Below are 13,663 nucleotides of genomic sequence, written 5' to 3'. Positions count from 1 at the left end.
AGTCGGCTATTGAATATATAGTCCAGTATTCCTCAGCGTAAGACGGGGCTGCCACAGTTTATTGCGCACGGCGCATCCGTGTCATGGGGGCAGAGGATGGCTGCACCGCTGGGACCGGAAACTCCGGGGCCGCCAGTAAAAATTTCAGCTGTGCCAGTTCCAGCTCCAACCCCTCAATGGTACGGGCGAGCACTGTGTCGAGGTAGCTTCCGGCCGGGGCGTTGCTGCGGATGCGGCTGGCCTGATTGAGCGTTGCCCGCAGATAGCGCGCAATGTCTTCCACTTCGAAGCGGGTGATGCTGATATCCATCTGTCCGTCCATGTCAGTGACTCTGGTTTGTTCTCTTTTTGTTCTTATACCCCGTTCCTTCAAGACAGGCAAGGGGAGTCTGCGCTCCTGTCTGGATCCACCCGGTCAGCTCCTGCCGGATCAGTATCAATGCCTGTCCATTCCCGGCTTGCGCTTTGCCGCAAGGCTGACATGATCGCCTGAGAGAGAAAGCGGCATGGCAGGGATTCTGCCGCTTTAAAACATGCTGCAGTCCCGGCGGGGCCGGGTGCGCCAGATGGGGTGAGTGCCGGAAATGCTGAAGACAGCCGTGTTCACAATTGGGCTTGTCCTGCCGGGGGCCGTTCTTGCCGCCGATGCCACCGCGCCCGTGCGCGAGATCATGAAGTTGACGGAAGCGAATTGGTCCGAGAGCGGGGCTGAGTATCAGGACATCTTTGACGCCAGCCGGCTGAAAGTGCTGTTCAGCTCCGATTTTGCTGCCCGCTACGAGAAGGCGATGCAGGGCGAATATGCCCGCGAGAGCGGCTCGCCCTTTGATTATGATGTGATCGTCAACGGTCAGGATGGCTGTCCTCTGAAGAATATCACGATCACCGCCGCTCCGCCGCAGGGCGCCGTGACAGATGTGAAGGCCCGTTTTCAGGCCGTGACCTGCTTCGGTCAGGAGGCCGAATATCAGGTCTATAACGAGACGCTGTTCAAGGTCATCGTCGAGAACGGCAAGCCGGTGGTCGATGACATCGTGCTGTCGATGGATGGCACGCCCTTCTCGATCAAGGCGGAACTGGGCGCTGCCGCAGGTCAGTAATCTTCCCTCGCGGGAGGTCATGAAATGGCAGGCGGAAGGCCTTCCTAACCTTCCGCCGTCAGAATCCTGTTGCGTTATTTATTTCGGGCAAGCGCCTGCTCTTGAGTCGAGGCTGCGCCGCCCCGGGCTCGGAGCAGAGTCAATCCGCTGAAGAGTGCGGTTTTAAAGCTGTGCCCTCTGCTGCGCATAAGGCCTGATTTATTTAACCTGGCGGAATTTACTGAATTTTTATTCCGATGCCCCGTAATTCCTGCAAGAGTAACGGGAGTTGAATATGCCGGGGCTGCGCGGGTTTTTTTCCCATCTGAAAGTTTCCACCAAGCTGGCGGGCGGTTTCGCCGCCATGATCCTCCTGACAGGTCTTGCTGGAGGCGCGGGCACGCTGGCCGTGCTGGACCTCAAGGACAAACAGGCAGTCAGCAGTCTGGCAACGGAGTCGATTGCCGCGCTTCAGGAGGCGTCGGCAGCCAGTCAGGCCTATCTGGCAGCGCCTGCCCCGGAAGCTGCGCAAGCGGCAGAAGACAGGCTTTCGGCACTGGCGGGCCAGCTCATCCAGCTCCAGTCCCGTCTCACTGACGGCCAGGCCCGTGCCGCGACACAGGCGGCATCGGGCGCTGTCGCGGAGCTGCAGGCGAATTTTACTGAAGTGGTCGGTACCATCGCTGCCCGTCAGGCTCAGCTTGAGCGGCTGACGGCTTCTGCAGGCAAGCTCGACACACTGGTAACCTCGATCAGTGACCAGATGCAGCAGGCGCAGCGCGCCGCCATTGACGAAAGCAAGAAGGCTGGCGGCACACGTGACCGGGCTGACCGCGTTGTGCGGCCGCTCTCCGCTATTCTTGAAAATCTGCTTCTGGCCGAAATCACACTGCTGCGTGCCGGCCGGGATGGAAATCTGGCCCTGATCGGCGAGGCCGTCTCACTTGGTGGAAACCTGACGGATAGCGCCGGGGTGATTGCAAAAGTGAAAGGCAGCGGCATAGAGCCGTCTGATCTGGCAGCTCTGACCGAGGGGCTGACAGCCTTTGCTTCCCGCCTGCAGCCGCTTGGCGCGATGGACAACCCGTGGGGCCGCCGCGCGGCGGTGGCTGTTGTGGCCGGTGAGCTGGAAGACGTGCGCAAACAGGCCTCCAGCCTGCAGCAGCGCCTTTATGCCGTGCAGGACGATGCCCGCAAGTCGGCTGCTTCCGCCCAGAGCCGGGCTGGAATTGTAGACATGGTGAAGGGCAACGTGGACAAGCTGACCCGCGCCGTGCTGGAGCTGCGCTCGGCCACGATGGAAACGCTGGCCGCAGATGGGCCGTTCAAGCCCGATCCGGTGCTGAACCGGATGGAATCCCTGCGGACCCTTGCCAACACGCTGGCTGCTGACGCAGGGGCCTTTCCGGAAATCAAGCCCGCCGTGGATGCGATTACGGCCGAGGTGGATGTTTATGCGGCCGAATTTACCAGCTTGACCAGCGCCCTGCAGCAACTGGCCGAAACGGCCACGGCACTGGATGCCTTGTCGGCAGATGTGCGCCAGCAGATCAGCCAGCTTGCCAGCGCTCAGTCCCAGGCTGCGTTTTCCGCCGCCAATGGCGCTCTGGGCACCATTGGTGGTGCGGTCGCGCTTGCCATTGCCGCGGGCATCGGCCTTGCGGTCCTGCTGGCCATGCTCATCACCCGGCCGCTGCGTGCCATTGGCGTGCAGATGGAGCGGCTGGCGGAAGGGCGCACGGATATTGACCTGTCGCAGGAGGCGCGCCGGGATGAATTCGGCGGCATGATGCGCACCATCCGTGTCTTCCGTGACAATATTCTCGAGCGTCAGCGGCTTGAAGCGGCCAATGAGAAGGAAGCCCGCGCTCAGGTGGAGCGGCAGGAACGGATGACGGCCCTGATTGCCAGCTTCCGGGACCGGGTGCAGGAAACGCTGGCGGCTGTGGGCGAAACCGCGTCCGGCATGGAAGGCACTGCGCAGGCGCTGGCCGGGATTGCAGGCGAAAGCGCGCGCCAGGCCGGCGATACGCTGGATGTCAGTGGCGTTGCGGCCCACAGTGTCGAAAGCGTTGCAGGCGCCGCCGAGGAACTGGCCGCCTCCATCGGCGAGATCGGCTCCCAGGTTCAGCGCACCAGTCAGGTTGTTGAAATGGCAGCCGCCTCCGTGGACGACACCAACCGTAAGGTCGAAAGCCTGTCTGAAGCGGCCGACCGCATTGGCGAGGTCGTGACCCTGATCCGCGCGATTGCCGAGCAGACCAACCTTCTGGCCCTGAACGCCACCATCGAAGCTGCCCGTGCCGGTGAAGCCGGCCGCGGCTTTGCGGTGGTCGCCTCAGAGGTGAAGGAACTGGCGACGCAGACGTCCAAGGCAACCGAGGAAATCTCAGGACAGATTTCCGCCATTCAGGATTCCACCCGGGCCGCCGTCGATGCCATCGCGGGAATTGCCCGTATCATGTCGGACGTCAACAGCTACACCACGGCCATTGCAGGAGCCGTGACGCAGCAGGGGGCGGCAACGGGTGAAATCTCCGGCAACGTCCAGAAGGCCGCCGAAAGCACGCAGGCCGTGCGCGACAACATGAACGCCCTGTCTGCCACCGTGGAACAGGCCAGCGAAGTTTCAGGCCAGGTGCTGGAAGCCAGCGAAAAGCTCGCCGCCCGCACCACGGACCTGCGCAGTGAAGTGGAGCGGTTCCTCAACGGTATCGCGGCGGCCTGATACCAAGGCGTGATGAGCGGATACCGCAAGCGCGGACGTCATCCCAGGTCTTATGATGCTGACGCATCACGCCTTGAAACTGCTCAAGCGCTGCACGGGCCTAGCCACCTCTCGATGTGCCATTCTCATTGAGAGGTGGCGTCAGCCGAGGGGCGGATTCCGGCGCTTGACGGGCTGTGACTTGACGATCGAAGTGTTGGTCTCTGCCTTGCCGGCGATCCGGTCCAGCAGCTTGTCCAGTTCATCAATCGACCGCACGGCAATGCGGGCAATGTAGCAGTCGTCACCCGTCACCTTGTCGCATTCAAGCACCTGAGGCAGATCGGCAATCATCTGCTGCACGATATGCAGCTTGCCCGGCAGGGGGCGGATGCGGGCAATGGCCTGCAAGGTGTAGCCCAACGCCTCGTGGGAGAGATCAGCCGTGAAGGCGCGGATGATGCCGCGCTCCTCAAGACGGCGCAAACGCTCCGATGTGCTGGGCGATGACAGGCCGGCGGCTTGCGCCAGTTCCTTCAGTGAAACGCGTGCGTCCCGGGTGCGGATGTCAATGATCCGGCGGTCGGTGCCGTCAAGCATCGGTTTTCTATCAGGTGTCTGGCCTGTTTCACCTTCGTAAATAAGATCTGGGTAAGATATTACCTACTTTAGATCATGTTTTGCGCTTCTGTCTGCCCTTATCATGAGGGCCTTCAGGATGGAGCGCCACGCAGATTTTCTGGTTTCCGGGATCAGGCTGGAGCCGCTGCAAATGGCTGGTGTGGCCGTCATCCTGCTGGCTGCAGCCGGTGCCGCATCCGGCTGGTCCCTTACGGGCCGCCCGGCTGAGCGGACAGGATCTTGTTAAACGGAAACCGTCCAGAGCACTGTGGCATTGTGCCAGGACAGTGATCACGCTGTCTGCATAGCAAAAAAGGGCTCAGCTAAGGCTGTGCCCTTTTTGATGGTGCGGCGCAAGGGCTTGGGCTCAGTAGCCCGAGCAGCGCGTCAATTCGTTGACCAAGGTCATGACGATGATTTTCAGATCGCCGCGCGTGCTCTGGGACCTCAGATATTCGAGATCATACTCGAGACGCATGGACGCATGATAAGGGTCGGTCGTCTCGCCGCGAAAGCCGTTGACCTGTGCAAGGCCGGTGATGCCGGGGCGCACCTGATGGCGGGAAAGATAGCGGGTGTCGAACTCTTCATAAAGCTTGCCGGCGGCGAGCATACCCGGAACATGCGGGCGCGGGCCGACGAGAGACATCTCACCCTTCAGCACGTTCCAGAGCTGCGGCAGTTCGTCGAAGTTCGACTTGCGCAGGAAACGCCCGATCGGCGTGATCCGCGGATCGTTTTTCCGGGTCTGGACAACGCCGGTGGCATCCTGCTTGGCCACATACATGGAGCGGAACTTGAGCGCCATGAACAGTTCGTTGTTCCGTCCATAGCGGGCCTGACGGAAGATTACCGGGCCGGGGCTCGACAGCTTCACGCCAATGGCAAGACCGGCGAGCAGGGGGCTCAGCAGGATGAGGCCCGCAGCGCTGCCGGCAATGTCGATGCTGCGCTTCAGGAAAGGACGGATACGGCTGCGAAGGCCGCTTTGAATACCGCTGGCAGCGGATAGAGCATTTTGAAGCGCCTCTTCAGGTGCCTGAATGGAAGGACGAAGCGCCTGTCCCACGCCTGAAGACTGTGCTGCCAGTGGGCCGCCCAGTTCCGCTGTTTGGGTGACGCCATGCTGCCGGCCGGCGGCCAAAGGGCCAAGATGCCGGGCAGGCGCAAGATTACGCTCTGAAAGGGCTCTGGAGAGAAAGGGAAGGCGTTTCGTGGGCTTCTGCGGGGTGGATCGCTTGCGTGCTTCACCTTCAATAAACTCGTGCACCATTGCAATCTCCAAACTCACAAGAAATTAACACGTCAGGTGCCTGAACGGCGTTCTGTCCGATGCGATCTCCGCTTCAAAACCAGCGCGGATGTTGATCAATTTAAATCAATTCTCAGATTTACTTTAGGTCTTTGGTAACATATTCCGCACCGCAGCGCAATCGGCGGGATGCGGCACTTTTAGGCACGGTCTCCTTCAAGGCGCTGAAATACCGGCGTGACACGCCTTGAAATTGCTCACGGGCCGCGCCGGCTGGACCGGCATTCGCTGCATTCGGGTCATCGGACACCGGTCCATACGCCGTCTTTTCAGCCAATCTGCATCCGGCGCGGGAAGTCTGCGCGGCGATGGAACCTGACGTAGCTTCAGGCAGCCTCCGGCCATGAAAAAACCGGCTGCGCAGCCGCAGCCGGCCAGTTGTGGGGCTGATTGTCAACGGCCGTTGATGAGCCGGCTTGTCCATCGCCCTCCGGCGGACAAGCCGCCCCCTGCGCCCGTACCTACTCCGTGTAGTAGTCGGAATAGGTGTTGTAGAAGGTCGTCTTGCCTTCCTGCTGGTTCAGGGCGATCAGAATGCGGCAATGCTCGCTCTTTGTCTGGCTGAGGCGCTGGATGGCGTTGACGCACATGCGTTGCGGCGTCCGGGCCCAGCGGATGACGAAGGTGATCACATCCGCATATTTTGCGAGATAAAGGCCATCGACCACCGGCTCGATCGGGGGGGAATCCAGCACGATATAGTCAAAGCGGGGACGTGCGGTCTGAATGAGGCGGGAGAACTTTTCCCGAGTCAGCAGCTGATCCGTCGGCACGTCTGCCCGGCGGGCGCCGACCACGGCCGTGAGCGACGTTTTGGGATCAGACCTTACGATGTTCTGCAGCAGTTCATCCGAGCCGATGTCACCAATCAGGAAGTCCACCAGCCCATTGGAGGGCTCGATGTTCAGATGGCGCTGGATACTCGGCTTGCGGAAGTCGCAGTCGATGATCAGCGTGCTGGCGCCCGAAAGAGCGAGCGTGCGTGCCAGTGACAGGGCGAGAGTCGACTTGCCTTCTCCGGGCATGGCCGAAGACAGCATGATCACACGGCCAGACTTGCGGGCCTCTTCCGGCTGCTGTACCCAGGAGCTTTGAAGCGCATTGTCGAGTGTCGCCCGGAGCCTGCGGATGGATTCCGCATACATGGACAAAGGACTGTCGACAAGCGCATCTGAAATGGAGTGCATGCCGGCCACATTGCTGTTGTGCCGGGGGACGACGGTTGCAAGCGGCAGGCGTGTCACCGCCTGAACCTGCTCCTCGTCCGTAAAGCCGCCAACGAAATTCTCGAAGATGAAAGCCAGTGCAAGGCCGGCGCCAATGGCAAAGAGAACAGCCACTCCGAGAATCAGGGGCACTTTCGGCGAACTGGGCCTGTTCGGCGGATAAGCCGGAGAGACGACACGGCTGTCGGCAATCTGCAGGGCGGCTTCCGTTTCCAGCGTCTGCGAGCGGGCAAGAAGCATCTGGTACTGGGAAGTCGCGTTACGGGAGATCTGCTGGAGCCGGTAGATCTGCGCCAGCATGTCAGCAGGCAGATTGCTGTTGAGGATGGCGCTGCTGAGGTCCCGCCGCAGCGTTGCAGCTTCCTGCTCATACTGAGATGCGGAGTTCTGCAGCTGTTGCAGCGCCGAGGTCGTTTCCTGCTGCAGGCTGGCGTTGATCTTGTCCAGTTCCTCGCGCAGATTGATTGCCCGTGCAGAGCCGCCTTCTACCTGTGCCAGGCTGCGCTCCAGTTCCATGCGCTGACGGTTCAGCTCGGTTACAGCGGCCGTCTGGAGATTGTCGGCAACGCTTTGCCAGTCGCTCCGCGCCACGCTTTGGCGCAACGCCATGGCCTGGCTTTCTGCCAAGGACCGGTCCGCGATCAGCTGATCGATCCGCCCGCGCATGCTGGTCAGATCAGTGCGTCCTGTCTGCTCGGCAATTGCGTTGACATTGGAGAGAATGAAATCGTCGTAGGCCTTCTCGGCGGCGATGACGGCATTTTCAGCATCGGCCACCTGGCGCTGCACGATATCGCGCGCCTCTCTTGTATTCGATGTCTTGGACTCGATCTGCAGCCGGATGTAGGTCGTGGTGATTGTGTTGGCGAGCTCGGCAGCACGGGCCGGATTCTCTGACCGCACGCTGACCGCAATCAGATAGGTAAGGCCGCGGCGGGACACGGATACATTGTTCTTGAGCTTGGCCAGAACCGAGCCAAGTGCCTCTTCGCCCGTCGGAATCGTTATGTCTCTGATACGCAGGAATGCGAGCAGTTTGTCCCGAAGGCCAATCTTCACACCGAACTCGGGATCGGTCACAAGCCCCTTTTCAGCAATGACAGAAAGAAGAACAGCGTCGGAATCGACTATTTCCACTTCGCTCTCGACGCGCGCGCTGTCAGCTGCCGAAGATCCTATGGAATTGCTGGGGTCCAGAAGATTTTTGCGGCTGGGATCAACAAGAACGAGGGCGGTTCCGGTGTAGAGCGGTGTAATCGAGAAAAGTGCGATGCTCGCAATGGCGAGGATGATTGCAATTGTTGCAATGATTAACTTGAGCTGGCGGCGAACTATGCCAAAAAGGCGGCGGAAATCAATCTCTGCGTCATCCATGAAAAGACATCTTTCCTGTCAGACTGAGGGGAAGGCTCAGATCTTGGGTCAATGATTGGAGACAAAACATTATCGCGCAAAGTCATACTTGAGCAGCGCCTTTGCGTCCAGCGCTTGCCTGCAGGAAGGAAATATGCCCGTCGTAGGTCACGCGCAGAGCTGTCAGTACTCCGGTTGCATATGCGCCGGTATCGATGGCGATGCGGTTGCTATGGACCTCGGGCGCCTGAACGACCGTATGCCCATGCACCACGATGGCACCATGGTCGGCGGTGCTGGACAGAAAATCCTGTCTTATCCAGGCCAGATCCAGATCGTCCTGCAGCGCAAGCGGCACATTCGGGCGGATGCCCGCGTGAGCGAATATGATGCCGGGCATCGCGTATGCCGCCGGCAGGCTGTCCAGCAGCTGCACATGCTCTTCCGGGATGTAGCTGCGCAATAGCATCGCAGCCGTTCTGGGATTGCGCCGGAGGTTGTCAATTTCCTCCGCGCTCATGCCGTAGGAAAAGAGCGCCTCCTTGCCGCCGTGGGCCAGCCAGGCCATGTTCGCTTTCGGATCCTCCAGGAAGCCGAGCATCATCATTTCATGATTGCCCGCAAGAATGGTGCGCCTCATGCCGCCGCGAGGCGGGGCCAGCATGCGATCGAGCATCTGCGCGGTCGAAGGGCCGCGGTCGACGAGGTCGCCGAGCAGAATGAGGTCTGCAGGGCCGGAGAACTGGGCCGCGTCCTCCAGGATCATGGCCTCGAGCTCTTCATAAAGATCAAGGCATCCGTGGATGTCGCCTACGGCATAGAGCACCTGTGGCCGGTCTTCGCGCAGGATAACGCGCGGATTGACGCCTCCGGTTTCCCGCGCTCTGCCCGAAAAGAGGCCGCCAAATGCAGTCAGCAGGCGCCTCATGCGCTGCCTCCTGCATCTCCCGCGGCGCGCGCAGCGCGTTCACGCGCTGCGGCATAGCCAAGGCCCAGCATGATGACAAAGAGGAAGGTGACGGCTTCGATCTCAAGACTGAAATCGACAAGCGAGTGAACGGCGCCCAGGACGATCGCTCCTGATGCCGCGCAGATTTCGATCTGCCGGTTGCCGCGAAACAGAGCCGCCGGCAGAAGCGAGGCGGCAATGACAAGGACGATGACGATCGGCAGGCTGCCGAACAAGAGGCCCATCTCGCTCCAGTGTGCCAGGTACGTGGAGTGCGCCTTGTCAAAGACGACGGAGGTGGACCGGGGCATGACATTGTAAAGCGGATAGGCCGCTTCGAACGTGCTTGCGCCGAAACCGAGAAGGGGGCGGTCGCCGATCATTCTGAAGGTGTTTTCGTAGACTGCCCAGCGGACGTCGGCATCCCGTTCAACGGTCAGGCTGCGTTCCAGCGTGCCTTGGCCATAAACGGCAACGATCGCCAGTCCGCCCGCTATCAGCAGGCTGAAGGCAATGAGGCGGCTGCGCAGTGAGGGCAGGCGCAGGAGCACGGCGGTTGCGACGCCGCAGCCGCCGGCAAAAAGACCCATGCGCGAATTGGAGGCGGCAAGTGCCGCTATGATGATGAGGAAGGCGGTGGCAGCCAGGACCTGCTGGGATGAGATCCTGAAGCCCCGCTTGGGCAGGCCGCTGCGCTCGCCGACGCCGCGCAACTGCGGCGGGGGCGAGCCGGGTTCGTTCTCAGCCGGTGGCAGGACAAGCAGGGCAGCCAGAATGGCGCCAAACCCCATGAAAGTGGCAAAGGAGTTCCGGTTGATGAATGTGCCTGTGGCATCGCCCATGTACTGCGACTTTTCGACGAACAGCACGCCATCACCCAGGTAAAGCAGGGCGATGATGGCATAGAGCGCCTGGGCCGTGACGATGCCTGTCAGAAACAGCGTGATCCGCCGCGCGCGGTTCTTGCGCACGCCTGCCTGTACTGCGAGGAAGAAAAGCACGCCATAGGACAGCCAGCGCAACAGGGCGAGAAATGTGTCGCCCGGCACAAGGCTGATGCTGCGGCTTTCGAAAACGGCACCGGTCTGCCCGGTGAAGGTGAAATTGCCGAGCGGCAGGGTCTGGGCCAGCATGAAGGCAGCAACGGCGAAAAACGGGATCGCCACCGGCCATGTGGCGGAAAGAGGCATCCGCAGGCTGACGCTGCCGGAGCGGCTGAACTGCAAGCAGTACCAGGCGAGCACAAGCCCGAGCACCAGGGCCCAGAGCGCCCAGAAAACAGGCCTGTTGCTGCCGAATGGCACCGGGGCCACAAGCATGACGGCAAGGAGAACCCTGCCGGCGGCGTCATTGAGACGGGTGGTGCCGCTGCCGTGTGAGGACAGTCTGTCCCGGGTTGCTCTGGGCCTGCTGCTGAACATTTAGGGGTCTCTGAATAACGTCGTTCTTATGGACCGCGTCAGGCGCCCTGACGCGACTGGGCCCGTAGCTGCCGCAAGAATTGCGTCTTTGGCTCATTCGGCAAGTTGTCGATTATACCGATCAGAGCCTGACCGTTTTCACCGTTCTGCTGGTAGAGTTCCGCAAGGCGGGCCGGACCGTTGCGTGACATGGCCAGCAATGTCACGTCAGGCACAAGGATGGCCCGTCCCTCCTCACCCATCGCCGAAAGTCTCGGCAGCAGAAAGCGGATGCGTGAAACGGCGAGCCAGCCTTCTCCCGCCGACGCCTCCTGGGAGCGCCGGATCGCCGCCGCTGCCGCTGCCCGATCTCCGAGCACGTCCTGTGCCTTTGCCTGAATGAGCCATGCCACGCCGCTGGCAGGCGAGCTGCCTGTCACTTCCCGTGCAAGGGCAAGGCAGTTGCGCGCTCCGGCCTCCCGCTGCTCCTGGGGAAGAAGACGGGCATAAACGGAGGACAGGGCTTCGTCGCAGTCCCGCATCAGCAGCTTGTTCGAGTAGGTCGACAAGCTGGGCCGGGCCTTGCCATCATAAAGCGGCTGCAGCCGTTCGGCCTGATTGCCCGACCGGGTGAAGAAGGCGCTGCTTTCGCCGATGACCGCATCCAGCCCGGCAAGGGCGAGGCCGAGACCGGCGATGCAGCCGGCAAGCGCCAAACGCACCGGCCGGCGCCCGGTTGGGAAATTTCCTTTACGAGACTTCAAGGCTAAAGTTGCTCTGCTTTTTTGCCTGCAGTGCCTGCAGGACGTGAACATAAACCCATCCTGATGCGTCTGACACGGCAAAATCTGTCATTGGCATCACGTTATTGCGTATTACACCAAAATTCTAAATAGATGTGGAAGGAGGGCGGAGGGCAGTGTCCCCAGAAAGTGCCGCCAGGCGGACTTTCCTTCGCGGAAAATGGCAGGTAACCATGATCCTTGCATGGGTTAACGGAATCTGTAAAAACTGATGACAAGTTTTGAAAGGTATGGCATAGAAGAGTCCGAGATTGCCGGACTTTACGGCATGCGCTCCGTTGCGTGATGAAATTTATAGTTTTAGGAGACACAAAATGGCTCTTTTGAAGATGGTCCAGGCTGCTGCCGCAGCCGCAATGATCGCAGGTGTTTCTGTTCCGGCGCATGCTCAGCAGGCGTTGACTGTCGAGGCGGTCGTTGCAGGCTGCGCGTCCGGCAGTGATTGTGCCGCGCTCGTCAATGCGTACCTCGCCACTGTGCCGGCTGCCCGCCGTGTCGCCGCGATCGCCAATCTCGGAGCGCGCCTTGCAGAAATTCCGGGTGCCGGCGCAAACGTGGCCCGCGGCATTCAGGCCGCAGCCGCATACAGCCCGGATGCCGGTCAGCGCGCCCAGCTTGCCAGCCTCGCCAGCACCCTCAGCGCAGACGCCGGTGGCCTTGACATCGAGACGGCTGCCAGCGAAAGCTGATGCTGCTGCCTGACCTCGTCAGGCTTGATGTGAATTCCTGACGCTTTGCGGTAGAATGAAAGCGCGCCATTTGGCGCGCTTTTCTTTTGTGTGGCACGCCTTTTCCTCATCCGGTCTCACGCCGCTGCGTGCAGCGGGAGGGCGGGGGCGCAAACAGCCCGCGAGAGAGAACATGCATGATCTCCCGCAGCGCCATTTTGAAAAAAAAGCACCGCCTGAGGCGGAGCCAGGCGGCGCTTTGGCACTTCAGGGCCCAATGCGTTTGTGTCATATGTCCCGTGTCAGAGGCGTTCCCACTTCAGCGGGTCGGCAGAGGCAAGGCCGATCCAGCGGTAGTTCGTCTGTTCGCGGGTGAGGACTTCATCCTTGGTGTTGTCGAGAACGAGGTCGCCTTTGGTGGTGCGGACCACCAGAACAGCATGCCCTTCGCCCTTGCGTGTCTTCACGACGGCCATGCGCAGTGCTCCGGCAGGAACGCCCATGCGGACCAGGCGGCTGCGCTTGGTCAGGGCAAAATCCTCACAGTCGCCGGCTGCGCCGCCAACCTTCCAGATATCGCGCTCGTCCTGCCTCCACTTCATTGAGCGGTTCACGGACAGGTTCACCCGTTCGATCTTGGCGGCGAGGGCGGCCGAGTAGGGAACAGACGTTGCGCCCTTGGACTTCCGGCACTCGGCACTGTTGCGCAGGCAGAAGATCTGATAGGCCAGCGGCGCGCGAACAGTGTTCTTCGGCTCGATGCGCGAGATTTCCGGGTCTCCGAGTGTGCGGGCACCGCCAAACCAGCTGGCTTGGGCCGGTTGATATGCGGTTGCGCTGAGAAAAAGCGCCGCGGCCGCCGCTGCAAGTACTTTCTTGAACATGACCTTTTCCCATCTTCGAATGGTGGAAGCAGCAGCCATCGGCTTGAGACCTTACGGCGCATGACTTTCCCTTGATCCTGTTCCGTTGATACAGCGTCTCCTCCTGAAAGCATTTTAAATGGATCGGGACAATTTTATCGAAGTGCTCTTTTTCTGGCGCTTGAAGAGAAGTGTGGCGGGGCCGTGGAGCCGTTACGGAAGTTCAAGCCTTGTTAATGATTTCCAGTCTATGAATCGAATTGCTCAAATGCCGTGGATCTCCACCGGGTGGCAGTGCCCGCGGAGCCTGGCATCGGCAGTTGACCGGCGTGGAGTTTGCGATGACTGGAACCCTTGTTCTGAGCCTTCTCGGTGGCGGGATCTATTGCATTGTTGCCGGATTTTTCCTGACGTTCTCCTTTGCCGAGCTGGTTGAAACCCGTAACTTCTCCCGCTTCTCCGCCGCACTTGCCGTGGTTTCCGCGCTGTTCTGGCCTGTTGCGCTTATGGTGGCGACGCTGGCAGCGCTGATGATGCGGCCGAAGGCTGGCTCCGTCCTTGGCCAGCAGGCGCGTGCAAGGGCTGGAACCCAGCCCGCAGAACGTCTTGCGGCCTGAGGGCTTTCAGCGAAGCCGCTGATTTCATTCGCAACTTCTGCTGCCAATTTCCGCTCGCGCTGCAC

General features: G+C 60.8%; 12 protein-coding genes. 4 read left to right on the top strand and 8 right to left on the bottom strand.

Annotation, left to right across the window (positions count from 1 at the left end):
* Nucleotides 1–58: 58 nt before the first annotated feature.
* On the bottom strand, nt 59–310 hold the full coding sequence (locus ASC48_RS12800; protein ID WP_208975707.1) for a hypothetical protein: 252 nt from the start codon (nt 308–310) through the stop codon (nt 59–61).
* Nucleotides 311–584: 274 nt separating this feature from the next.
* On the opposite strand from ASC48_RS12800, the gene ASC48_RS12795 reads away from it, so the two are divergent.
* On the top strand, nt 585–1,100 hold the full coding sequence (locus ASC48_RS12795) for a hypothetical protein (RefSeq protein WP_055456132.1): 516 nt from the start codon (nt 585–587) through the stop codon (nt 1,098–1,100).
* Between the two features lie 274 nt (nt 1,101–1,374).
* A complete protein-coding gene (locus ASC48_RS19810) occupies nt 1,375–3,807 on the top strand; it encodes a methyl-accepting chemotaxis protein (protein ID WP_055456131.1) in 2,433 nt (810 codons plus the stop codon).
* Nucleotides 3,808–3,948: 141 nt separating this feature from the next.
* Here ASC48_RS19810 and ASC48_RS12785 read toward each other — a convergent pair whose 3' ends face one another.
* From ASC48_RS12785 to ASC48_RS12760, 6 genes are all read right to left on the bottom strand, one after another.
* The gene (locus ASC48_RS12785; RefSeq protein WP_055456130.1) at nt 3,949–4,386 is read right to left on the bottom strand and encodes an Lrp/AsnC family transcriptional regulator; all 438 of its coding nucleotides are present in this window, start codon (nt 4,384–4,386) and stop codon (nt 3,949–3,951) included.
* A gap of 388 nt (nt 4,387–4,774) precedes the next feature.
* A complete protein-coding gene (locus ASC48_RS12780; RefSeq protein ID WP_082440118.1) occupies nt 4,775–5,680 on the bottom strand; it encodes a sugar transferase in 906 nt (301 codons plus the stop codon).
* Nucleotides 5,681–6,180: 500 nt separating this feature from the next.
* Complete coding sequence (locus tag ASC48_RS12775) at nt 6,181–8,319, bottom strand: GumC family protein (protein ID WP_055456129.1); 2,139 nt, start codon at nt 8,317–8,319, stop codon at nt 6,181–6,183.
* A gap of 82 nt (nt 8,320–8,401) precedes the next feature.
* Nucleotides 8,402–9,226, bottom strand: a complete 825-nt coding sequence (locus ASC48_RS12770) for a metallophosphoesterase (RefSeq protein WP_055456128.1) — start codon at nt 9,224–9,226, stop codon at nt 8,402–8,404.
* The gene (locus ASC48_RS12765; RefSeq protein WP_167345140.1) at nt 9,223–10,566 is read right to left on the bottom strand and encodes an O-antigen ligase family protein; all 1,344 of its coding nucleotides are present in this window, start codon (nt 10,564–10,566) and stop codon (nt 9,223–9,225) included. The genes ASC48_RS12770 and ASC48_RS12765 overlap by 4 nt, the downstream gene beginning before the upstream one ends.
* Nucleotides 10,567–10,706: 140 nt before the next feature.
* Nucleotides 10,707–11,369 carry a hypothetical protein gene (locus ASC48_RS12760; RefSeq protein WP_141658948.1) on the bottom strand — a complete coding sequence of 221 codons (663 nt, stop codon included), beginning with the start codon at nt 11,367–11,369 and terminating at the stop codon, nt 10,707–10,709.
* Between the two features lie 395 nt (nt 11,370–11,764).
* Between ASC48_RS12760 and ASC48_RS12755 the strand changes: the two genes are divergently transcribed.
* Nucleotides 11,765–12,139 (top strand): hypothetical protein, encoded by a 375-nt coding sequence (locus ASC48_RS12755; RefSeq protein WP_055456125.1) that lies wholly within the window; start codon nt 11,765–11,767, stop codon nt 12,137–12,139.
* Between the two features lie 281 nt (nt 12,140–12,420).
* On the opposite strand, the gene ASC48_RS12750 is transcribed toward ASC48_RS12755, so the two are convergent.
* Nucleotides 12,421–13,002: a transglutaminase-like cysteine peptidase gene (locus tag ASC48_RS12750; RefSeq protein ID WP_055456124.1), complete on the bottom strand. Its 582-nt coding sequence runs from the start codon at nt 13,000–13,002 to the stop codon at nt 12,421–12,423.
* Between the two features lie 320 nt (nt 13,003–13,322).
* Between ASC48_RS12750 and ASC48_RS12745 the strand changes: the two genes are divergently transcribed.
* Nucleotides 13,323–13,598 (top strand): hypothetical protein, encoded by a 276-nt coding sequence (locus tag ASC48_RS12745; protein ID WP_141658947.1) that lies wholly within the window; start codon nt 13,323–13,325, stop codon nt 13,596–13,598.
* The last annotated feature ends 65 nt before the right edge of the window (nt 13,599–13,663 follow it).

Source organism: Pannonibacter indicus, from assembly GCF_001418225.1.
GTDB lineage: Bacteria > Pseudomonadota > Alphaproteobacteria > Rhizobiales > Stappiaceae > Pannonibacter > Pannonibacter indicus.
This window is presented reverse-complemented; position numbering and strand designations above follow the sequence as displayed.